The organism is Shewanella polaris, from assembly GCF_006385555.1.
GTDB lineage: Bacteria > Pseudomonadota > Gammaproteobacteria > Enterobacterales > Shewanellaceae > Shewanella > Shewanella polaris.
The window spans coordinates 3,330,940-3,352,433 of record NZ_CP041036.1 but is presented as its reverse complement, the minus strand read 5'-3'; the positions used below and the strand labels follow the sequence as shown (position 1 = coordinate 3,352,433).

The following is a 21,494-nucleotide window of genomic DNA, read 5'->3' as shown; positions in this document are numbered from 1 at the left end:
GAAGTTGTCCTCAAAAATATTGTACTCTGTTATCATCGCACTGTTTTTAAGCTTTGCGGTGAATGCTGATAGCACCGATTATGATAACGAATTAGATTCTATTGAACGGTCATTGCAGACAGATATCAATATTGCCATTGATAAAATTGATACTATATTATCCTCAGAATTATCATTAACCCCACAACAACATAGTCGTCTCTATGGGTTAATAAGTGCCAAATATATTTATTTAGGTGACTTTGCTAAAGCGGATGAAGTGTTAAATAAAGCGTTGTCGTTCAATCCTAGAGGGGAGCTGTTGACAAATATTTATTTATTTAAAATTACCGCAAATATAGGACTGAGTAACTATCAAGAAGCCTTTTCTCTTTTAGAAAAAAATCTTGCTCGTATCGATAATTACCAAGATCCTAGAATAAAAATACAGTCATACAGTCGTTTAATGAATGTGTATTTAGAGCTTGGTGCTTATGATGAGATACTACGGATTGCACAATTATCATTGAATTTAAATCAAGGCAAAGACCCTAAATATCAATGTTATTTGATGTTGTACCACGCCGTGGCTCATTTAAAGTTAACTCATTTTGACCAAGCAGAAACATTGTTCAAAGATACACAACTTTATTGTAAAGATAATGGTTTTCCATTGATAGAAATTATGTCTATCAAAGGACATGGTAATGTGCTGTTTGATAAAGGGTTATATGCTGAAGCTGAACCATTTTATCTTGTTGCTTTAGAGCGCTATCAAAAGTTTAAATTTGAAGTCGAAATTAACGAAATACAATCTTATTTGAGCGTTATTTATTTTCATTTAGATGATTTTCAGCAAGCTGAAATGTTTGCGCAATTGGTTAATGCTTTACCTAATAAGCCCAGTAATATGCAGGTAAAAAAGCGTGTTAATGAAGTGCTTTCTTTAATTGCAGGTAAGCGAGGTCAGTTTGATAAAGCATATCAGTTTCAAGTTGTTGCTTCTGCACTTGATAAGCAATTACTTGATGAACAAAAAGTAAAAGAAAATGCCTATCAAATGGCTCGCTTTGATAGCGTTGAAAAAAATCGTGAAAATACCAGCTTAATTCAAGATCATGAGCTGCTAATGAAGCAAAAAGATTTATTTATGAAAGAGAAAAGTTCGTCAGTCATGTTCTCTACCTTGCTTGTTGGTTTGTCTGTTGGATTATTGTTGTTACTGATAGCTGCTTGGTTACAACGTAATCAATTCATGAAACAAGCTCAACGTGATGGATTAACTGGTATTCTTAATCGACGTGCAGGGCAAGAAATTGCCGAGAATCAGTTTGTTCAAACCCAAACTCTTGATGAACCATTTTCGGTATTATTATTAGACTTAGACTTGTTTAAACATATTAATGATCAATACGGTCATGCAACGGGTGATTGGGTATTAAAGAAAGTGACTAATATGATCAGTGACATGCTGAACCCGACTGATATTTTTACCAGAATGGGTGGGGAAGAATTTGCTATTTTTATGCCTAAGCAAACAGAGTGTGTTGCAACTGAATTTGCTGAATATGTTCGTAATGCTGTCGCCAACATTAATACTCGTTTTTCTGGACATGAGTTTACCGTTACCGTCAGTATTGGTGTCAGTAGCGTTGGTAAAGATGATTTAAGCCTCGATCCTTTAATTCATCGTGCTGATATGGCCTTATATCATGCTAAGGCTATAGGGCGTAACTGCGTTGCTTGTTATACCGATGAGTTAAAATAATTCCCTTCATTGTCTGTGTTGAGTTAATGCTTAACTGGCATGACAAGCCTAAGCATTCGCGTGTTTAGGCTTTTTTATTATATAAAGGCTAATAAGCATGATTTTATCAAATGGTCTGTTTAGGCTAGAGCTTTAAAATTATTCATCCACATTTTTTCCGTAACATTGCAGGTCGCTTCTATGATAAAGCCAATGCTAGGTTACAAGCGCACACTTAATAATAAAATTGCTAACACCGCCTTTATCTGTGCGAGTATTTAGTTTGTTAACCCTTGCTCTGTCGGCTTAGCGTTGTCCTTCATGACCCTCATCTCATTTATCATAACTAACCGCTTAACATTCCTGCACGACTCACTCGTCCTAGCCTCTGGGTTGCTAATGCTAAAAACCTTCTTGGCGCATTTATTGTCGGTCTTTATGACATTTATTGGTTTATTTGAAAAATAATTTAATTATTTTTTCAAATAAACCAATTTACATGACCTTGTTGATCGGCCTACGTAACTCGTATTTTAATCATTAAAACACTCGATATTTTTAACGTTTACGTAAACGTAATAATTAAACGGTTGTTTGAATATTGCTATGTGGTGGGATTGCTTAATCTACTGTTTATTATGATGTTTTATTGATTACGTGCAGGTTAACTCAAAACGTTATTAAATTGTTTAATTCAATAATATAGACCAAAGTTTAGTGAACTTATGTTTACAATATGTTTTTTTATTACAACTGTTTTTACCATTTTAATGTGTTGGTAAATTGGTAAGATGAATTTAAGTTATCGTTTTTTTATAATAAGGTGTTTCATATTTTATTGTTATTTTACAATTGCCTATGGTTTTATTCTTATCTTGGTGCGACCAATTTATGTGATCGTCATCAATGGTGTTTGAGTCATTTGGTAAACTGATAACTGTTGCAATTACAAACGTTTTTGGTTAGTTTTTAGTACGAAACAGACATTTGAAAGTTTTAGGTGATAACCGTTAACTTCACTTGAGTATCAATCGTTAACTGATTATTTGAACTCATTAAACGCATTCATTGTTTAAGCAGAGACATTAAGCTTTACGGATAAATGAGAGTGAGACGAATAGTAATTGATAACAAAATTCATTAATGAAGCAAGACAATTAGCATCAAAACAGACAGCATTAAGGGAGCCATTATTATGACGGCAGAACAATTGGTAGCTCAATACAGTAAGTCCACAGCAAATGCTGATGATTCGGTTAAAACCGATCTTACCTTTATCGGCCCCGCTATTAATGGGCAAGATGAAGTGTTTAATGATGGCGCAGTGGCTTTCCTTGATTCTTTATGTGCCAAGTTTGCAGATGAAGTGCCTAAGCTGTTAAAGCAGCGTAAGCAAAAACAAGCTCGTATTGATAATGGCGAATTACCTGATTTTTTACCAGAAACCCGCGCTATACGAGATGGTAATTGGACCATTCGCGGTATACCTGCGGATTTAACTGACAGACGTGTTGAAATTACCGGTCCAGTTGATCGCAAAATGATTATCAATGCGTTAAATGCCAACGTAAAAGTCTTTATGGCTGATTTTGAAGATTCTTTGGCACCGAGTTGGCAGAAAATTGTCGAAGGACAAATTAACCTTCGTGATGCAGTGCGCGGTGATATTGATTTTACAGCGCCAGAAACAGGTAAGCATTATTCACTTAACCCTGATCCTGCAGTATTAATTGCTCGTGTTCGTGGTTTGCATCTCATTGAAAAGCACATCGAATACAAAGGTCAACCGATCCCTGGGGGTTTAGTTGATTTCGCAATGTATTTTTATCATAACTATCGCCAATTGTTAGCTAAGAATTCAGGACCTTATTTTTATATTCCTAAGTTAGAAAGCCATCTTGAAGCGCGTTGGTGGGCAAAAGTGTTTGCTTTTGCTGAAGAGCGTTTTTGTTTGGAGCCCGGCACAATTAAATGTACCTGTTTAATTGAAACCTTGCCTGCAGTATTTGAAATGGAAGAAATCTTATATGAGCTTCGTTCAAATATTGTCGCATTGAACTGTGGCCGTTGGGATTATATTTTCAGCTACATCAAAACCTTAAAAAACTATCCAGATCGTGTGTTACCTGATCGTCAGGCAGTGACCATGGATACCAAGTTTTTAAGCGCCTATTCTCGCTTACTGATTAAGACTTGTCATAAACGTGGTGCATTAGCTATGGGTGGCATGGCGGCATTTATTCCTGCTAAAGATGAAGCCACTAACGAGCTAGTATTGCAAAAGGTGCGTGGCGATAAAGAGTTGGAAGCTCGCAATGGCCACGATGGTACTTGGGTTGCTCATCCTGGTTTAGCTGATACTGCAATGAAAATCTTTAATGATTACATTGGCGGCGGCAGAACAAATCAATTGCATATTACTCGTGATGTTGATGCACCTATTTTAGCCAGTGAGTTACTTGAGCCTTGTGAGGGTGAGCGAACTGAAGAAGGCATGCGTTTGAATATCCGTATTGCTTTGCAATACATCGAAGCGTGGATCCAAGGTAATGGTTGCGTACCGATTTACGGATTGATGGAAGATGCTGCTACGGCAGAAATATCTCGCACTTCTATTTGGCAGTGGATCAAACATGGCAAGAACTTATCAAATGGCAAACTTGTCACTAAAGAATTATTTAAACAGATGTTAAAAGAAGAAACGGCCAACGTAAAAAAAGAGCTCGGTACTGAGCGTTTTGAAGCTGGCCAATTCACTAAAGCGGCAGCGTTATTTGAACAAATTACTACCTCAGATGAGTTAGTCGATTTCTTAACATTACCAGGTTATGAATTGTTGACCGCTAAATAGCAAGTTAACTATATATTTATTATAGAAAAATATATTTGGTAAGGTTAATCACTTTTACTTTGCCAACTTATTAATCTGGAAGGAGTAATACTATGACTACACAACTAACTCGTCAGCAACAGGTTGATGCAATTAAGAAAGATTGGGCTGAAAATCCACGTTGGAAAGGTGTTAAACGTCCATTTACTGCTGAAGAAGTTGTGGCATTACGTGGTTCTGTTGTACCTGAAAACACAATTGCGAAGCTTGGGGCTGCAAGATTGTGGAAATTGGTTAATGGCGGAGCTAAAAAAGGCTACGTTAACTCACTTGGCGCATTGACTGGTGGTCAAGCTGTACAGCAAGCAAAAGCGGGTATTGAAGCTATTTACTTATCAGGCTGGCAGGTTGCTGCAGACGCTAACCTAGCGGGCACTATGTATCCAGACCAATCTCTTTATCCTGCTAACTCAGTACCAGCCGTCGTGAGCCGTATTAATAACTCTTTCCGCCGTGCTGACCAGATCCAATGGGGTAAAGAAGTTAATCCTGGTGATGACAATTATACTGACTATTTCCTACCAATCGTTGCAGATGCTGAAGCTGGTTTTGGTGGTGTATTGAATGCCTTTGAACTGATGAAGTCGATGATTGATGCTGGTGCTGCTGGTGTTCACTTTGAAGATCAATTAGCGTCTGTTAAAAAGTGTGGTCACATGGGCGGTAAAGTTCTAGTACCAACTCAAGAAGCAGTACAAAAGTTAGTCGCTGCACGTTTAGCGGCAGATGTAAGCGGTGTTGATACCTTGGTTATTGCACGTACCGATGCTAATGCTGCAGATTTGATGACTTCAGATTGTGATGAATATGACCGTGAGTTTGTTACTGGTGAACGTACTAACGAAGGTTTCTATCGTGTTAACGCAGGTATTGACCAAGCTATTTCACGTGGCCTTGCTTATGCCCCTTATGCAGACTTGATTTGGTGTGAAACAGCTAAGCCTTGTCTCGAAGAAGCGAAGAAATTTGCAGATGCAATTCATGCACAGTACCCAGACCAACTGTTAGCGTACAACTGTTCTCCTTCGTTTAACTGGAAGAAGAATTTGGATGACGCTACGATTGCTAAGTTCCAACAAGAGCTATCTAACATGGGCTATAAGTACCAGTTCATCACGTTAGCGGGCATTCATAACATGTGGTACAACATGTTTGATTTAGCCTATGACTATGCTCGTGGTGAAGGTATGAAGCACTATGTTGAGAAAGTACAGGAACTTGAATTTGCTGCAGCTAAGAAAGGTTATACTTTCGTGTCGCATCAGCAAGAAGTGGGTACTGGTTACTTCGATCAAGTAACAACGTGTATTCAAGGTGGTAAATCGTCAGTAACAGCACTAACGGGTTCTACTGAAGAAGAACAGTTTTAGTCGTTAGCTCAACCGTTTTAAAAAGTTCGGTCACTTTGTGACTGTTGTCACCCGTACGGCTCACCTACAGGTCGTGCGGGTTTTTTATCCAAATATAATTGATTATAAGTAATGCTTAGTAGTTGATCTTGATTATTTGGGTACTTCCTGCCCGTAAGCTTTTACAACCACAAATTTGTGATTGCGGCTCTTGTGAGCCGTTTTTTTTCGTTTAAATTTGAGCGAAATATGCTTAACACAGCAACTATTATTCATAATAAATTTATTTTATATTATGAGTTCTGGCATTGCGGTGAATGTTCATTTAAAAGGAAGATTAACGATATTAAATCGGAACTTTATGGCGATGGTTACAACATCGATCCATAAATGATTACAGCTAAGTATTTTTGATGGTCAATGGAGTTTGGCTATCAAACCAAACTTTGTTGATTTAACTTGATAGTTCTCTATTGATTTACTTATTGGACAAAAAGAGTTTTTGCAACAATACACCGCTAATTTATGCAAAACTCCTGTTTTAGACTCTTTTTACAAATGAAATTTTATTATTCCCACACTCAGTAAACTATAAATTATTGGGGTTGTTCTATGTCAGGTAGACAAGGTTTTGGTTTTATTTAAATAGGATAATTGATATCGTTTCACTCACTTAAATGAGCTCACCAATGTGTGTGTTAGATGGATAAAGTAGGGATGCTACTGAACAAGATGTAATGATGGTTAATCTTAGCAAAAATGGTTAGTGGTTCGATCTTCAAAAAAGGGCAGCCATTATATATCGGCAATGGCTACCTTATATCCGTTAACCACTATTGCATAATTAAACTGGTAATTCGCTTCGCTTTATCGTTAGGAATTGGGAAGCTTAAATGATACTGAGCAATTTTCCAGCCATCAACTGTATGCACTAAAGCGCCCGTTCCTCGGCTAACACCATAAGAAGGGCTATAAAGTTGTTCGTCAAACACGATAGTATCGTCAATTTGTAACAAGTGACGTGATTTCACATCGTAATGCCAGCCCTTGGTGGGTTTAGCGTAGCCCTCAAACTCAACCATGTTCCAACGTTCTGATTGATCTGTGCCAATAAATACCGCTTGAGGGTGGTAAAGGCTAAAATAAGTGGTCCAGTCAGCGGCGGCAGCGCTTTCGTGTAATTGGTTTAATAATGCATTGACGGCTTGGCTGTCAGCTTCAGATAAGCCTTGGTTGTCAATTAACTCACTTTTCTGACTGATGTCTTTAATCACCGCTTCACTTTCGGAGCTGACTTGTTGACTCACTTGTTTGTTATTTTGCTCAGTTGTTGATTCTTCAGCTTCGATTGCGTGCAAGTCAAAGGCTGCCACAGTCGTCATTAACACGGCAATAAACCCGAGTCGGTGAATAATTGATTGCATAATATCCTTTTTAACATAATGTTCGATTGTTTTAATTTGATTATTTTACTTAGTATTTTAATGCCAATTTATGGGGTCTAGCTGATAAAATTGGCTCAATTCTTTATATAATTGTTGGTGCTGTTGGTAAAAGTCCACTGGGCGTTCAAAAAATGTTTCACTGATCACAGCAAAAAACTCAGCAGGATTGGTCGCACCATAATAGTTGAATAATGACGGGATATGCTGCTGAGCGCAATACTGTAATTGCTTAAATTCTTGCCCCAAGGTGGTAGACCATGAACGATATGAAGTGATGTCTCGTAAAGGTGGAGCACCATTTGCCGTACCATCTTCTTGATCAAGTTGGTGAGCGAATTCATGTATGACAACATTACTGCCATCAAATGGATCTGCAGCACCTTCTACTGTGCTGTTCCATGACAATACCACTTTACCGTATTCCCAAGACTCACCTAATAGGACATTACGTTGAGATGACTGTACCCCCGCGAGATCAGTTCGGTTTTGTTTAACAATAAATGCAGCTGGGTAGACTAAAACTTGCTTCAACTTAGGGTAATAATCGGTTTTACGGTTGAGTAATAATAAACAGGCTTGGGCCGCGATGGTGACTTTGACTTCGTCATTAATTTCGAATCCGTCACAACCGACAAATTGTTTCTCATTAATAAATACTTGAATATGCTTTTTCAGTTGAAGCTGCAAATCCGTCGGCATGGCTTTGAAGTAGGGAAAGCGTTTTTTTAATATATTGCGCCATAGTGTGGGGAATGGTTGGCTGGTGACAATGTTACGTTGACGGTTCAGGCGCCATTGACTACTGGTAATCCATCCCACGGCTGTTATCGATAGAACGAGCAAAATTACAATCGCGATCATAGAAGTTTCCTGATAGTCGAAGAGGGGCTTAAAATTATGATCATCAATTATTATTCATTGTCTAAGCTACAGGCCTGAATCACCGTCTTTTGTATTTTATAGCTATGTAATGATTAATGGGGCGGTTATTAAACAAATTCAAGCTTTAGCGATAACTAAATTATTATCGGTATGTAAACAATGAATCTTTGCAGTATTCATAATTTACATTTGTATAGGTTCAACAACGACTCATTACAAATATGATTGTCTCTTGGTGAAGCCTCTACGGCCAGTTACAATGACAATAGTGAACATAAAATGTTGGGAACCATAGATAATGAATGAGCAGCAATTGTTAGAGGCGATTAATCAAACCATGCCATTTGGTAAATATGCTGGCCGTAAATTATTACAGTTACCTGAACCTTACTTAGTTTGGTTTCATTCAAAAGGTTTTCCTGAGGGGAAACTCGGTGAGCAATTGGCATTGATGTATGAAGTGAAGCTCAATGGATTAGAAGAAATGCTACAACCCTTGTTGAAACGGTAATAATGGTAAGCAAGGGGAAATATTGGTAATAAGCGAAGGCTTCGATTGTGAATATACTAGATTGGCTTTGTCGCTAGTCTTTACTGGAGTGTAGAATAAGACATTTAAAATTAACGGTATCGTTTTACAAGGCTATTGACGCTTTTATAGGATCTTGAGAACGAAGTCAGCCCTAGTATCTAGGTTGTTAATATTTTTTTCATGTAGAAACTGGTGAACATTTGCCCGCGTTTTTGTTGATAGTTTGTATGTTGCTCAATAAAACCCATTTTTTCAAATAACGCTTTGGATAAATATGATGCATCAACTGTTAGGTTCGGATATTGCTGTTGTAGTGCCCAGTGTTGTAAGTGTTTGTAGAGTGCGCTGGCTACGCCTTGGTGCTGATAGTTGGGATGCACATATAGGCAGTCGATGTAGCCTCGGTATTTAAAATGGGTTTCTAAACTAATAAAACCGATCACCTGTTGGTTGTCTAGCATTACCCATGCTTTATTTCGCTTGTATTGTTGTTGCCAGAATTTAGCTGAACGTGGTGCCGATGACCATACGTTGAGTTTGAGTTTTGGATATCTTGGGTGAACAATACCTTGTACCGCAGTGTGATATAACTGACTGATTTGAATTGCATATGACGCAGAAAAATCAACAATGTGCTTTGATTGTTTGATTGAGTTGTTCATAAAAAAAAGACCAATCGCTAAGATTGGTCAATTATGTAAGGTTTTATCAATAAAACGAACTATTTTTTATCAATATTGCCTACAAACATGATTTTATCAAATGTTCTGTTTAGGCTAGAGCTTTTAAAGTTATTCATCCACATTTGTTCAGAAACTTCTACTTTGTCGCCTTTGCTTACTTCAGTTTGTGGACCCGCAGCCCAATATGTTTCGTTAGCTTCTTTAAGTTGAACATAGGTATAACCACCGCTATTCATGGTGTCGAGAACTTCAGCTTGGTGTAAAGCGCCTTGAGCCCATGCAGAAGAAACACCTAAAGCCAAGGTGGCAGCGGCAGCAAATGCAATTAATTTAGCTTTCATGTATGTATTCCTATTTTGCCTAAAAGAGTTGTTAACAAACAAATAAATTTTACGTTTGCACTATTTAACCATCTCTGCTTATCGTGGTCTGTGATCTACCGCGAATTATTGTTGTCTTTCAGCTGATAGGTGTTAGCAGTTGGTTGTTAAGTGTTAAAAGGTATGAATTTATCGTTTAATCATGATGGCTAATATAATTGACGTTTGCAAACAGTAGTCCATCAATAACACGCCCATGTTGACTGACAAAATCGATAAAAGCTTCTGGTAATGTTTGGTTGTTAATGGGTTGCTGCCAATGGGCATGGAGTAATGCTCCATATCCTTCTTTGCCTGCTGCAGTATAAGAGCTTGATACGCCTAGGTATAATTGGTTCGGTTGTAGTGGTTGCCATTGATCTTGTTTGTAGATTTCAATTTGAGTGATCCGCAGACCTTTAGCTTGCTTGCCATCATAAAAATAACGCAAACCATAAGGGTAGGGGAAACTACCTGCGCCAGTGCCCATTATGCCATTATTGGTTGCGGAGTTTATCGATGACTCTAATGCTTCGATAACATATTTACCCTGAATCTTATACAAGGTCAGTGGCAGTTCAAATGGCAAAATTCGGCCCACAACATCAGCTAATGATAATTGACCTTTGTGTAATGACTGCCTAACACCACCCGCATTATGTAATGCAAAATCGATAGCGGGTTCAATATTTTTAGCGGCTTTATACATACTTCGACTTACCCAAGGTGCAATTTCACTACCATGGGGTAAGTGCTTACTCGGTAAGCGAGTATGGACAAAGTCGCGTGGAATATGAGCAAGAATTTGGTTTTCTATCGCATCTAAAGATGGTCTATATTGAGTATGAATGACAGAGTGAATAACTTCATCATATTGTGCATCTTTAATACAGGGATGAGCAAAAAGTTGTGTTACTAATTTTGCTGCGGTAGTGCTGTCGGTGGTGTTACCTTCTTTAGTCGTTACTGTAATTTGGTCATCGATCATAAAATAATTGTTGCCTAACAATTCGATAACATTACCGTTCTGGTCAAAACATATATCCGCTAAACCAATGGTTTCTGCGTATTTCCCTGCATGCAAAATGGGGGTTGAATTGATTGTTTCGGCATACGGGATATTACTCCAACCTATATCACTTAGTTCACCTTGAAGTGTATGTGAGTGCCCGCCTACAATTAAGCTTATTCCATCAACTTTTGACGCGAGCTCCCGGTCTTGATCTAAGCCTAAATGGCTGAGTACAACAATGTGATAAATACCTTGTTGTTGCAAACGTTGTATTGTTCGTTGCGTCGTTTCTATGGCGTTAACAAAGTGGGTATCGGGATCGGGTCTAGCAATTAAGCGCATTTGGTCTAATGTGATACCAATTATTGCTATTTTAGTGTCATGAAATGGTTTAATTAACACTTTGGCCGTTTCAGTAGAGTCATCAAAATCGTACAGCATTGGATGGCCATAAAGTCGGCCTGCTTTATGGCGGTCTTCCTGGCTTAAATCCATATTACCGGCTAATACCGGAAAATCGATACGGTTTAGAAAGGCTTGAACAGGGCTGTTACCGGCATCGACTTCGTGATTACCGAGCACCATAGCATCAGGTTTTAGCAAGTTAAGTAAATGGGCGTTGGCTGCACCTTTAAATTCTCTAAAGTACAAAGTGCCTTGAAAACTATCACCGCCATGTAAAAAAAGAAAAGGTGATTGTTTGGCTATTGCTTGTTGTCTAGCTTGTTCAATTTGATAACCTAAACGCGCGTAACCACCAGAATGCGCTTCGAGGGTATAGATTTGTTGTTGATTCTCGAGACTAAACTGAACTGGACTGGGTTCAAAATTGGAATGGGTATCATTAATGTGGGCCAAGGTTAACGTGTAGCGTTGCTTCATAAATTCCCTCTTTCATTGGAAAACGATTCTAACATTGTTTTATGAATATGGGGTGCCAAATCACCTTAGAGTTTGGATTTTAATGTAATAACAAGGCTACTTTGATTAATAGGGCCTGTTGATCCTTCAAGGTTATTTTTGCAGCGAAATTGTTGGCATTTTTTACAAGGCAGATACTTTGAGGTGTAGTCATTCTACATAAAAAGTCGATAGCGCAGTAAAAGTGGCCAACAAACGCTGCCCGAAGGGTTCGGCTAAAAACGTTTTACTCTTTGTTGAATGCATCTTTGCGAATAAAGGGTTGCTTAGATGACTAGGCATCAATCCATTCGCCTCGATTAAAACGTTTTTAACTCGAACAAAATTCAACCAGCAAAGATCAACTGGCCCTAGCTAATCTTGGCAAGCATCTGTATAATTCGCCGCCCTGTTACAGGTTTTGGTGTTTGAGTTTTGAGGTTAGGCAGATGAGTGGAAAGAAAATCAATTTATTAGATCTTGATCGTAAAGGACTGCGAGCGTTGTTCAGCGAGATGGGCGAAAAACCATTTCGTGCCGATCAGTTAATGAAGTGGATCTATCACTTTGGCGTCAGTGACTTTGAAGAGATGAACAACATAAACAAAGTGTTGCGTGGGAAATTAGCTGCGCGATGCGAAATAGTAGCACCTGAAATTGCTAGTTTTCAAAAATCTAATGATGGCACCATTAAATTTGCTATCAATGTTGGCCAAGGCCAAGAAGTTGAAACAGTTTACATTCCTGAAGAAGACCGTGCGACCTTGTGTGTATCATCACAAGTTGGTTGCGCCTTAGAATGTACCTTCTGCTCAACGGGTCAGCAAGGTTTTAACCGTAACTTAACGGTATCTGAAATCGTTGGTCAAGTTTGGCGAGTGTCACAATTTTTAGGTTTCCATAAAGACACTGGCGATCGTCCTATTTCAAACGTAGTAATGATGGGCATGGGCGAACCTTTGCTAAACCTTGCCAATGTTATTCCTGCAATGGACATTATGTTAGATGACTTTGGTTTTAGTTTATCTAAACGTCGTGTGACGTTATCGACTTCTGGCGTGGTACCAGCACTTGATAAATTAGGTGATGCCATTGATGTTGCGCTAGCAGTAAGTATTCATGCGCCTAATGATGAGTTGCGTGACGTGCTGGTTCCAGTGAATAAAAAATATCCATTGCAAGAATTTTTAGCGGGTATTCGTCGTTATTTAGAAAAGTCGAATGCAAATCGCGGCCGCGTGACTGTCGAATATGTGATGCTTGACCATATCAATGACAGCACAGATCAAGCGCATGAACTTGCAAAGTTAATGAAAGATACTCCATGTAAGATTAACTTAATTCCGTTTAACCCGTATCCTGGTTCTCCTTACGGTCGCTCGTCTAATTCACGTATAGATCGTTTTTCTAAAGTATTGATGGAATATGGTCTAACGGTCATCGTGCGTAAAACACGTGGTGATGATATTGATGCTGCTTGTGGTCAATTAGCCGGTGATATCCGTGATAGAACAAAACGTTTAGCAAAAAAACAAATGCAACAGAGTCAGATTTCAGTCACAATGGAATAACTTGTTGTTTGCACAGATAATAGGCTTATAAATGAAGCACGGAATGCAGAAAGTTTGTCTGTTTACCTTAATCGCCTTGTCTACCACTGCTTGTGTGACTGAACGTACTTACAGTGGTACAGATACCCCTGTAGCGGAACGTCAGTTTGATAGGCAGGGGGCTGCGAGAGAACGAATGCAACTTGGACTCACTTACCTAGGTCGTGGGAATAGTGAACAAGCAAAGTACAATTTAAATAAAGCCGTTGAATATGCGCCGAATATCAGTGAAGTACATATGGCAATGGCATATTATTATCAAACTGTTGGTGATGTTGAACGAACAGAAGCGTCATACAAAAAAGCCATTAGTCTAGATGATGTGACAGGCGATGCGCGAAATAATTTTGGGGTTTTTTTATGCCAGCAAAATAAGTTTGTTGAGTCTGAAAAAATGTTTCTTGCTGCAATTGAAACACCTAATTATACCCGCACAGCATCGAGTTATGAAAACTTAGGCGTATGCAGTCGTAAAGCAGGTAATAAAGAAAAAGCGCGACAGTATTTTAATATGGCGTTAAAGTATGATAAAAGACGGAAAGTAACATTACTAGAATTAACCGAGTTAGCCATGGAAGATGCTGACTACGGCAATGCGCGCGCGCAACTTGCAAGATACCATCAAGTTGCTAGCGAATCAGCAGAAAGTTTAGCCTTAGGGATTAAGATTGAGCGGGCGGCGAATGATGTAGAGGCCGTAAAACGATTTGGCATTTTATTAATTGCGAAGTTTCCTGCATCTCCACAAGCCAAAAATTATAGAGCTAACTTGAATTAATGACTAAAGAATTCGAAGAAGAACAAGACGCTGGAAATGCGTCGTTGTTAAAAGATGTTGTTACTGCTGGCGCCATTTTAAAAGCGGCTCGCGAAGCAAAAGGTATCTCTATTGAGACCGTAGCAACCCAATTGCATTTACGCCCCAAGATCATTAATGATCTTGAAAATGATATTTTCGTTAATATTGCCTCCACGACTTATGTTAGAGGTTATATTAAAAATTATGCTCGCATTGTTAATGCGGACATAAGCCAAATTCAGCAATGTTTAAGCCATCAATTACCTGAAATTGTAGCACCAGCAATGCAAAGTTTTTCACGCAAAACCACTCATCAAGCGCGTAATAGTCGTCTTAATTTAGTGACTTACTTGATTGTTGCGGTATTAATTGCGTTGTTAGTCTTATGGTGGGTACAAAAGTCCTCGTTATTGACCAATGTTGATTTTTCGCAGCCAACTGTTGAAGAAATTGCTGCTGGAAGTAACAAGCTTGAACCGCATCAGATTATTAGTAGTGAAGCCGTAACAACCAACACTAATGAGTTGAATCAGGATAGTAGTGATAGTGTCTCTGATAGCGCTAATAATGCCGCAATAGAGGCAGAAGATAAGCTTATCCAAACAGCGCAAAACGCGGCGAGTGCCGCTACAGAATTATCGAATAATACACTTAATACCAACCCCACATCTACAATATCAACAGATACCAATGTAGACGGTGTAGAAAGTGTATTAACCATCGAACTCTCCGGTGATTGTTGGGTTAATGTGACAGATGCCAACGGCAAAGTGATGGTTGACGGTGTGAAGAGTGCCGCATATCGTATTGAAGTCAGTGGTAAAAAACCTTTTAAAGTGATTCTTGGTGCGCCTCAAGTTGCCAGTATCAGTCTCGATGGCGAAAAGGTCAGTTTAGCTGAATTTGCCAATGGTCGAGTCGCAAGATTAACCCTGCCTAAAGCGTCATAATGCTTTAGCAACATCAGTAGAGCATATTTGCATGTATAACGAATCCCCAATCATTCGCAGACCATCCACACGTATTTATGTGGGCAACGTGCCTATTGGCGATGGTGCACCGATTGCTGTGCAATCGATGACCAACACTAAAACCACTGATGTTGAAGCCACAGTGGCGCAAATTCGTGCATTAGAAAAAGTCGGTGCAGATATTGTCCGTGTTTCTGTGCCAACGATGGATGCAGCTGAAGCTTTTAAGATTATTAAGCAGTCTGTCAATGTGCCGTTAGTTGCTGATATTCATTTTGATTACCGTATAGCGCTTAAAGTGGCTGAATATGGGGCTGATTGTTTGCGTATTAACCCAGGTAATATTGGTAATGAAGAACGTATTCGCAGTGTTGTTGAGTGTGCTCGTGATAAAAATATACCTATCCGTATAGGCGTTAATGGCGGATCGCTTGAAAAAGATTTAATGGACAAATATCGCGAACCAACGGCAGAAGCATTATTAGAATCAGCAATGCGTCATGTCGATATTTTAGACCGTTTGAACTTTGATCAGTTTAAAGTCAGCGTAAAAGCCTCTGATGTTTTCCTTGCCGTTGAATCATATCGTTTACTTGCGAAACAAATTCGCCAACCTTTACATTTGGGTATTACAGAAGCGGGTGGCTTGCGCGCCGGCTCTGTCAAATCCGCTGTTGGTTTAGGTTTGTTATTGGCTGAAGGCATTGGCGATACTATACGTATTTCATTAGCCGCCGATCCAATTGAAGAAATTAAAGTCGGTTTTGATATTTTAAAGTCTTTACGGATCCGTAGTCGTGGGATTAACTTTATTGCTTGTCCTTCTTGTTCACGCCAAGAGTTTGATGTCATTAGTACCGTCAATGAACTTGAACGTCGTCTTGAAGATATTACTACCGCAATGGATGTCTCTATTATTGGTTGCGTTGTCAATGGCCCAGGCGAAGCATTAGTGTCTGATATCGGCTTAACGGGTGGTTATGCCAAGAGCGGTTATTATGATGACGGAGTGCGTCAAAAAGAGCGCTTTGACAATAAAAACATTATCGATGGTTTAGAAGCTAAAATCCGTGCAAAAGCGAGTATGATGGCCAATCGTATTGCGATTACCGACAAAACCGAATAATCATTAATCCTTTGCATCGCAACGTAAACCTTGTGGATGTTGAAGGCATATTTACATTTTATTAGCGCGAGCTAATTCAAACATTGGACCCGTTAACAGTGGCAAAGCAAATCCAAGCTATTCGCGGCATGAATGACATTCTGCCAACGCAAAGTCCTTTATGGCAAAAAGTTGAAGCTGTATTGCGTTCATCCGTAAGTGCATTTGGCTATAGCGAAATTCGTACCCCTATTGTAGAAAGTACCGATCTTTTCAAGCGCTCTATTGGTGAAGTTACTGATATTGTTGAAAAAGAAATGTACACTTTTGAAGACCGTAACAGTGACAGCTTAAGCTTGCGTCCTGAAGGGACTGCTTCAACAGTGCGCGCAGGTAATGAGCACGGCTTACTCTATAACCAAGAACAGCGTTTATGGTATATGGGACCGATGTTTCGTCATGAGCGACCACAAAAAGGTCGTTATCGTCAATTCCACCAATTTGGTGTCGAAGTCTATGGTATCGGCAGTGCCGATATAGATGCTGAAGTCTTAATGTTATCTGCCCGTTTATGGGACCAGTTAGGCATTAAAGAACATGTCGCATTAGAACTAAATACCCTAGGAGACTCTGCGGAGCGCGCTGCTTATCGTGATGCCTTAATTGCTTTTTTAGAGCAACATAAAGACAAACTCGATGAAGATAGCCAACGCCGGATGTATTCAAATCCATTGCGAGTGTTAGACAGTAAAGATCAACAGGTACAGGCCATTTTAGGCGATGCACCTGCGTTGATGGACTATTTGGGTGAAGACTCCAAGACACATTTTTCAACTTTGTGTGAACTCTTAGACGCTGTAGGCATCCAATACACCATTAATTCACGTTTAGTACGTGGTTTAGATTATTATAACCGTACTGTATTTGAATGGGTTACCACTAGTTTGGGCTCTCAAGGTACCGTATTGGCGGGTGGACGTTACGATGGTTTAGTCGGCCAACTTGGTGGGAAAGATACACCGGCAGTTGGATTCGCTATGGGACTTGAGCGCATTGTGCTCCTGCTTGAAACCCTTGAGCTGACCAATGATATAGCTTCCGAAGTGGATGTTTATGTCACAGCAATGGGTAATAATTGCGAAATTGAAGCGATTAAAGTCGCTCAAGAGTTGCGTCAACAGTTGCCAACGCTTAAAGTCATGAGCCATTGCGGTGGTGGTAACTTTAAAAAGCAAATGAAACGCGCTGATAAAAGTGGTGCACAATTTGCGTTGATCATTGGTGAAAACGAAATAGCCAATAATCAAGTCGCTATTAAGCCGTTAAGAACAAACAACGAACAACTATTGGTTACGCGTGCTGAACTCGTAGCTAAAATAGCAGAACTGATTTAAGAACTGATTTTAAAGGGGAAGTGCAAGTGGAAATTTATAGCACAGAAGAACAACAAGTAGATGCTATCAAGCAGTTCTGGAAAGATTATGGTGCTTCTATAGTCATTGGTGCCGTAGTAGGCCTTGGTGGTCTATATGGTTGGAATACTTATTCCGATATGAAAGTAACCGCCGCTGAAGATGCTTCAGAGTCATTCCAGACTATTGTGGCGCAATCGACTAATCCTGCAGCGTTATTGGTTCAGGCAGAAAGTTTTGCAACTGAACATGATTCACAAGGTTATCAATCGTTGCTCGAACTGATGGTTGCTAAATCAGCAGTGGAAGCTGGTGATTTAGCGAAAGCAGAAGCATCATTTACTAAAGTGATTGCCGCAGAACCTGGTTCTGGTTTAGGTATGGTAGCGATGATCCGTTTAGCGCGAATTCAAGCTGAACAAGACAATTTAGGTATGGCATTAGCCACACTAGAGCAAGTGACTGATAAAGCATTTTCTTCACAACGTGAAGAATTAAAAGGCGACTTTTTAGTGCGTCAAGGTGATTTGGATAAAGCCAAATTAGCTTATCAAGCAGCAGTGGATAATGGTGGTGCACTAACCAGTCCAGCGTTGACCATGAAGTTAGACAATCTAAACAAGGCATAAGGAATTTAGCCGATGAAGTCGTGGTGTAAAAATCTACTTGCCGTTGGGTTAAGTGTTGCTCTTATGTCTGCTTGTTCTTCAAGTGATGTTGAAGAAGAGCCTGTAACTGAACTTGTTGATATTCAAGCAACCGTGTTTCCAGAAATTAGCTGGGACACTAGCGTAGGCGATGGTGTAGGCGATTATTACTCGCAGCTTCGTCCTGCGGTTCGTTATGGAAAATTGTTTGTTGCTGACCGCAGTGGTGTTGTCGTTGCATTTGACGAAACAACGGGTGATGAGTTATGGAAACAAGATTTTAATGATGCTTTTAAAGAGCAGCTTAAAACCAAAACTAAAGGTATTCGTTTAGCGGCTGGTGTTACAGCTGCACGTAATAAAGTCTTTGTTGGTGGTGAAACTGGTTTATTAGTCGCCCTTGATGAAGCAACGGGTGACGTTGTGTGGTCAGCACAAGCTAATGGTGAGTTATTATCGGCACCCACAGTGGCAGAAGATGTTGTTGCAGTGAATACCAGTAAAGGCGCATTTGAAGCATTTAATATCGATAACGGTGAAAAGTTATGGACATATGAAATGCAACTGCCAAACCTTACCTTACGAGGTACAGGTTCTGCGGCATATGAAGCAGGCGGTTTCTTTGTAGGCACTGCAGATGGTAAAGTTGCCGTTGTAGTTAAAGCTAATGGCCAAGCTGCTTGGGAACAAGCTGTTTTTACTCCAGCAGGTGCTAATGAGTTTACCCGTATGGCTGATATTGATATGACGCCATTAATTTTGGGTGAAAATCTGTATGTTGCTAGTTACAATGGTAATTTAGTCTCAATGGAGCTTCGCAGCGGTCGTGTGGTTTGGTCGCGTAAATATTCAAGCTTTAATGAGTTGGCTGCAGCAGGCATTGGCCTATATTTAGTCGACGATCATAGCCGTATTTACTCTGTCGATCGCCGTAATGGTTTAGAGTTATGGAGTAATACGGAACTTCAAAATCGTGAATTAACTTCTCCTGCAGTGTTAGATAATTATATTGTAGTCGGTGATTTTGAAGGTTACTTGCATTTTATTGACCGCAATAGTGGCAAAATTGTTGGCCGCATTCAAGTTGATAGCGATGGACTATATGGTCAGCCTTTAGTGGTAGGTGAGAAAATTTATGTTCAAGGTCGCAGCGGTAAAGTTGCAATTGTTACCTTGAACAAACAAGAGCAAATGAATGATGAGGAAGATACCGAAACTGATGCGGAATAAGTGCTAGCACTATTGTTGCGTTAATTAAGGTATAATGTCCTTACTAGAGCCCCTGGAAGTGTTCCGGGGGCTTTTTATTGAAAAGTTTTTTAGAGGCAAAATCATGATCCCTGTAGTGGCCCTTGTTGGGCGACCCAATGTCGGTAAATCGACATTATTTAACCGTCTTACTCGTACTCGTGATGCGTTAGTCGCTGATTTTCCTGGCTTGACACGTGACCGTAAATACGGTCGTGCATTCTTAGCTGGCTACGAGTTTATCGTTGTTGATACTGGCGGTATTGATGGCAGTGAAGAAGGGATCGAAACCAAAATGGCTGAACAGTCATTGGCCGCGATTGAAGAAGCTGATGTCGTATTATTTATGACTGACGCTCGTGCGGGTATGACGGCTGCCGATTTAGCGATTGCTCAGCATTTACGTAGCCGTGACAAAGTCACCTTTGTTGTTGCTAATAAAGTTGATGGTATTGATGCCGATTCTGCTTGTGGTGAGTTTTGGTCTTTAGGTCTAGGTGAAGTCTATCAAATGGCAGCGGCGCAAGGTCGTGGTGTCACTAACATGATTGACTATGCGTTAACGCCTTATGCTGAAGCTATGGGTATTGTTCGCCAGCTTGACGAAGAAGGCGAGCAGGTTGAACGTGAATATACTGAAGAAGAAGCTGAAGCGGAACAAGAACGTTTACAAAACTTACCCATTAAGCTCGCTATTATTGGTAAGCCTAATGTGGGTAAATCAACACTGATCAACCGTATCCTCGGTGAAGAACGTGTTGTTGTTTATGATGAACCAGGTACCACCCGTGACAGTATTTACATTCCGATGTCTCGTGAAGGTAGAGAGTATATATTAATTGATACAGCAGGTGTTCGTCGTCGCAGTAAAGTAAATGAAGTTATCGAGAAATTCTCGGTAATTAAAACCTTGAAAGCAGTGGAAGATGCTAACGTAGTCTTGTTAGTTATCGATGCGCGCGAAGGTATTGCAGAACAAGATCTTGGTTTATTAGGTTTTACCTTAAATGCAGGTCGTGCATTAGTTATTGCGATAAATAAGTGGGACGGTATTGATCAAAAAGTCAAAGACCGTGTTAAAAGCGAACTTGATCGCCGTTTAGGTTTTATCGATTTTGCCCGTATTCACTTTATTTCAGCATTACATGGTACTGGTGTTGGTCACTTATATGAGTCAATTGAAGAAGCCTACGACAGTGCTACTCGTCGTGTGAGTACATCAATGCTTACTCGTGTGATGCAAATGTCGCAAGATGATCACCAACCACCATTGGTTAATGGTCGTCGTGTGAAGCTTAAATATGCTCACGCTGGCGGTTATAATCCACCAATTGTGGTTATTCATGGTAACCAAGTTAAGAAGCTACCTGATTCGTATAAGCGCTATATGATGAACTACTTCCGTCGTTCATTAAAAGTGGTTGGTACACCAATTCAGTTACGTTTCCATGAAGGTGCTAACCCGTTTGAAGGCAGAACTGAGAAATTGACCGTCAGTCAGGAGCGTCGTCGTAAGCGCTCAATAAGTCATATCCGCGATCGTACTAAATAACTTAGTATTGGAATGTCGTAGTATTAAACTACGTTATTTATTGCTCAAAAAGCCTGACTTGTTCAGGCTTTTTTGTAGGTGTCTCGCCCAAGAGGGTAGCTCTTTAATATGAGTCATTCTGAAGCAGTGCCATAGAGTCAAGATTGGATAAAACACCATGCAGCAAAAAATTGCCGGTTATCATCTGGATGAAGAACATCATTGGGTCGCTGAATTAGGCTGTGGCCATTTTCAACATGTGCGCCATAATCCACCTTGGACAGTTCGTCCTTGGGTGACGACGGTAGAAGGTCGGCAACAACAATTGGGGATGATTCTTAATTGTAAAAAATGCGATGTTGCGGCACCGCCAGATAGTCTCGGTTAAATTGA

At 39.8% G+C, this 21,494-nt stretch carries 18 protein-coding genes; 13 read left to right on the top strand and 5 right to left on the bottom strand.

Annotation, left to right across the window (positions count from 1 at the left end; genetic code table 11):
* Positions 1-4 precede the first annotated feature (4 nt).
* The 3 genes from FH971_RS14525 (at position 5) to aceA (ending at position 5,986) form a co-directional block, all read left to right on the top strand.
* The gene (locus tag FH971_RS14525; RefSeq protein ID WP_167496034.1) at positions 5-1,747 is read left to right on the top strand and encodes a tetratricopeptide repeat-containing diguanylate cyclase; all 1,743 of its coding nucleotides are present in this window, start codon (positions 5-7) and stop codon (positions 1,745-1,747) included.
* Between the two features lie 1,174 nt (positions 1,748-2,921).
* Positions 2,922-4,577: a malate synthase A gene (aceB, locus tag FH971_RS14520; protein ID WP_140234806.1), complete on the top strand. Its 1,656-nt coding sequence runs from the start codon at positions 2,922-2,924 to the stop codon at positions 4,575-4,577.
* A 92-nt stretch (positions 4,578-4,669) separates the two neighbouring features.
* A complete protein-coding gene (aceA, locus tag FH971_RS14515; RefSeq protein WP_140234805.1) occupies positions 4,670-5,986 on the top strand; it encodes an isocitrate lyase in 1,317 nt (438 codons plus the stop codon).
* 812 nt (positions 5,987-6,798) lie between these two features.
* Here aceA and FH971_RS14510 read toward each other — a convergent pair.
* Positions 6,799-7,389, bottom strand: a complete 591-nt coding sequence (locus tag FH971_RS14510; protein ID WP_140234804.1) for a nuclear transport factor 2 family protein — start codon at positions 7,387-7,389, stop codon at positions 6,799-6,801.
* 57 nt (positions 7,390-7,446) lie between these two features.
* A complete protein-coding gene (locus tag FH971_RS14505; protein WP_140234803.1) occupies positions 7,447-8,271 on the bottom strand; it encodes a M90 family metallopeptidase in 825 nt (274 codons plus the stop codon).
* A gap of 319 nt (positions 8,272-8,590) precedes the next feature.
* On the opposite strand from FH971_RS14505, the gene FH971_RS14500 reads away from it, so the two are divergent.
* A complete protein-coding gene (locus tag FH971_RS14500) occupies positions 8,591-8,803 on the top strand; it encodes a DUF3820 family protein (RefSeq protein ID WP_041413444.1) in 213 nt (70 codons plus the stop codon).
* Between the two features lie 179 nt (positions 8,804-8,982).
* On the opposite strand, the gene FH971_RS14495 is transcribed toward FH971_RS14500, so the two are convergent.
* From FH971_RS14495 to FH971_RS14485, 3 genes are all read right to left on the bottom strand, one after another.
* The gene (locus FH971_RS14495; RefSeq protein WP_140234802.1) at positions 8,983-9,486 is read right to left on the bottom strand and encodes a GNAT family N-acetyltransferase; all 504 of its coding nucleotides are present in this window, start codon (positions 9,484-9,486) and stop codon (positions 8,983-8,985) included.
* Between the two features lie 59 nt (positions 9,487-9,545).
* Complete coding sequence (locus FH971_RS14490; protein ID WP_137226415.1) at positions 9,546-9,848, bottom strand: NrfJ; 303 nt, start codon at positions 9,846-9,848, stop codon at positions 9,546-9,548.
* A 175-nt stretch (positions 9,849-10,023) separates the two neighbouring features.
* Positions 10,024-11,760, bottom strand: coding sequence for a bifunctional metallophosphatase/5'-nucleotidase (locus FH971_RS14485; RefSeq protein WP_140234801.1), 1,737 nt, complete (start codon positions 11,758-11,760; stop codon positions 10,024-10,026).
* A 467-nt stretch (positions 11,761-12,227) separates the two neighbouring features.
* Between FH971_RS14485 and rlmN the strand changes: the two genes are divergently transcribed.
* The 9 genes from rlmN to FH971_RS14435 all read left to right on the top strand — a co-directional run bounded on the left by rlmN (position 12,228) and on the right by FH971_RS14435 (position 21,489).
* Positions 12,228-13,349 (top strand): dual-specificity RNA methyltransferase RlmN, encoded by a 1,122-nt coding sequence (gene rlmN, locus FH971_RS14475; protein ID WP_140234800.1) that lies wholly within the window; start codon positions 12,228-12,230, stop codon positions 13,347-13,349.
* A 31-nt stretch (positions 13,350-13,380) separates the two neighbouring features.
* Positions 13,381-14,166, top strand: a complete 786-nt coding sequence (gene pilW, locus FH971_RS14470; RefSeq protein WP_140234799.1) for a type IV pilus biogenesis/stability protein PilW — start codon at positions 13,381-13,383, stop codon at positions 14,164-14,166.
* Positions 14,166-15,137: a RodZ domain-containing protein gene (locus FH971_RS14465; protein ID WP_140234798.1), complete on the top strand. Its 972-nt coding sequence runs from the start codon at positions 14,166-14,168 to the stop codon at positions 15,135-15,137. Before pilW ends, FH971_RS14465 begins: the two co-directional genes overlap by 1 nt.
* A 31-nt stretch (positions 15,138-15,168) precedes the next feature.
* A complete protein-coding gene (gene ispG / locus FH971_RS14460; protein ID WP_140234797.1) occupies positions 15,169-16,284 on the top strand; it encodes a flavodoxin-dependent (E)-4-hydroxy-3-methylbut-2-enyl-diphosphate synthase in 1,116 nt (371 codons plus the stop codon).
* Positions 16,285-16,382: 98 nt separating this feature from the next.
* Positions 16,383-17,657, top strand: a complete 1,275-nt coding sequence (gene hisS / locus FH971_RS14455) for a histidine--tRNA ligase (RefSeq protein ID WP_137226421.1) — start codon at positions 16,383-16,385, stop codon at positions 17,655-17,657.
* Positions 17,658-17,683: 26 nt separating this feature from the next.
* Positions 17,684-18,304 (top strand): tetratricopeptide repeat protein, encoded by a 621-nt coding sequence (locus FH971_RS14450; protein WP_140234796.1) that lies wholly within the window; start codon positions 17,684-17,686, stop codon positions 18,302-18,304.
* Between the two features lie 12 nt (positions 18,305-18,316).
* Entirely contained in the window at positions 18,317-19,552 is a 1,236-nt protein-coding gene (gene bamB, locus FH971_RS14445) for an outer membrane protein assembly factor BamB (protein ID WP_140234795.1), read from the top strand.
* A 103-nt stretch (positions 19,553-19,655) separates the two neighbouring features.
* Complete coding sequence (der, locus tag FH971_RS14440; protein ID WP_137226424.1) at positions 19,656-21,122, top strand: ribosome biogenesis GTPase Der; 1,467 nt, start codon at positions 19,656-19,658, stop codon at positions 21,120-21,122.
* A gap of 157 nt (positions 21,123-21,279) precedes the next feature.
* On the top strand, positions 21,280-21,489 hold the full coding sequence (locus FH971_RS14435; protein WP_140234794.1) for a DUF3565 domain-containing protein: 210 nt from the start codon (positions 21,280-21,282) through the stop codon (positions 21,487-21,489).
* Positions 21,490-21,494: the final 5 nt, after the last annotated feature.

What these genes read in the sequence shown, in the direction of transcription:
- FH971_RS14510 (WP_140234804.1), bottom strand. Translation starts at nt 7,389, where the DNA reads ATGCAATCAATTATTCACCGACTCGGGTTTATTGCCGTGTTAATGACG.
- der (WP_137226424.1), top strand. Translation starts at nt 19,656, where the DNA reads ATGATCCCTGTAGTGGCCCTTGTTGGGCGACCCAATGTCGGTAAATCG.
- FH971_RS14500 (WP_041413444.1), top strand. Translation starts at nt 8,591, where the DNA reads ATGAATGAGCAGCAATTGTTAGAGGCGATTAATCAAACCATGCCATTT.
- aceA (WP_140234805.1), top strand. Translation starts at nt 4,670, where the DNA reads ATGACTACACAACTAACTCGTCAGCAACAGGTTGATGCAATTAAGAAA.
- FH971_RS14435 (WP_140234794.1), top strand. Translation starts at nt 21,280, where the DNA reads ATGCAGCAAAAAATTGCCGGTTATCATCTGGATGAAGAACATCATTGG.
- FH971_RS14505 (WP_140234803.1), bottom strand. Translation starts at nt 8,271, where the DNA reads ATGATCGCGATTGTAATTTTGCTCGTTCTATCGATAACAGCCGTGGGA.
- FH971_RS14465 (WP_140234798.1), top strand. Translation starts at nt 14,166, where the DNA reads ATGACTAAAGAATTCGAAGAAGAACAAGACGCTGGAAATGCGTCGTTG.
- FH971_RS14490 (WP_137226415.1), bottom strand. Translation starts at nt 9,848, where the DNA reads ATGAAAGCTAAATTAATTGCATTTGCTGCCGCTGCCACCTTGGCTTTA.
- bamB (WP_140234795.1), top strand. Translation starts at nt 18,317, where the DNA reads ATGAAGTCGTGGTGTAAAAATCTACTTGCCGTTGGGTTAAGTGTTGCT.
- rlmN (WP_140234800.1), top strand. Translation starts at nt 12,228, where the DNA reads ATGAGTGGAAAGAAAATCAATTTATTAGATCTTGATCGTAAAGGACTG.
- pilW (WP_140234799.1), top strand. Translation starts at nt 13,381, where the DNA reads ATGAAGCACGGAATGCAGAAAGTTTGTCTGTTTACCTTAATCGCCTTG.
- FH971_RS14495 (WP_140234802.1), bottom strand. Translation starts at nt 9,486, where the DNA reads ATGAACAACTCAATCAAACAATCAAAGCACATTGTTGATTTTTCTGCG.
- FH971_RS14485 (WP_140234801.1), bottom strand. Translation starts at nt 11,760, where the DNA reads ATGAAGCAACGCTACACGTTAACCTTGGCCCACATTAATGATACCCAT.
- ispG (WP_140234797.1), top strand. Translation starts at nt 15,169, where the DNA reads ATGTATAACGAATCCCCAATCATTCGCAGACCATCCACACGTATTTAT.
- aceB (WP_140234806.1), top strand. Translation starts at nt 2,922, where the DNA reads ATGACGGCAGAACAATTGGTAGCTCAATACAGTAAGTCCACAGCAAAT.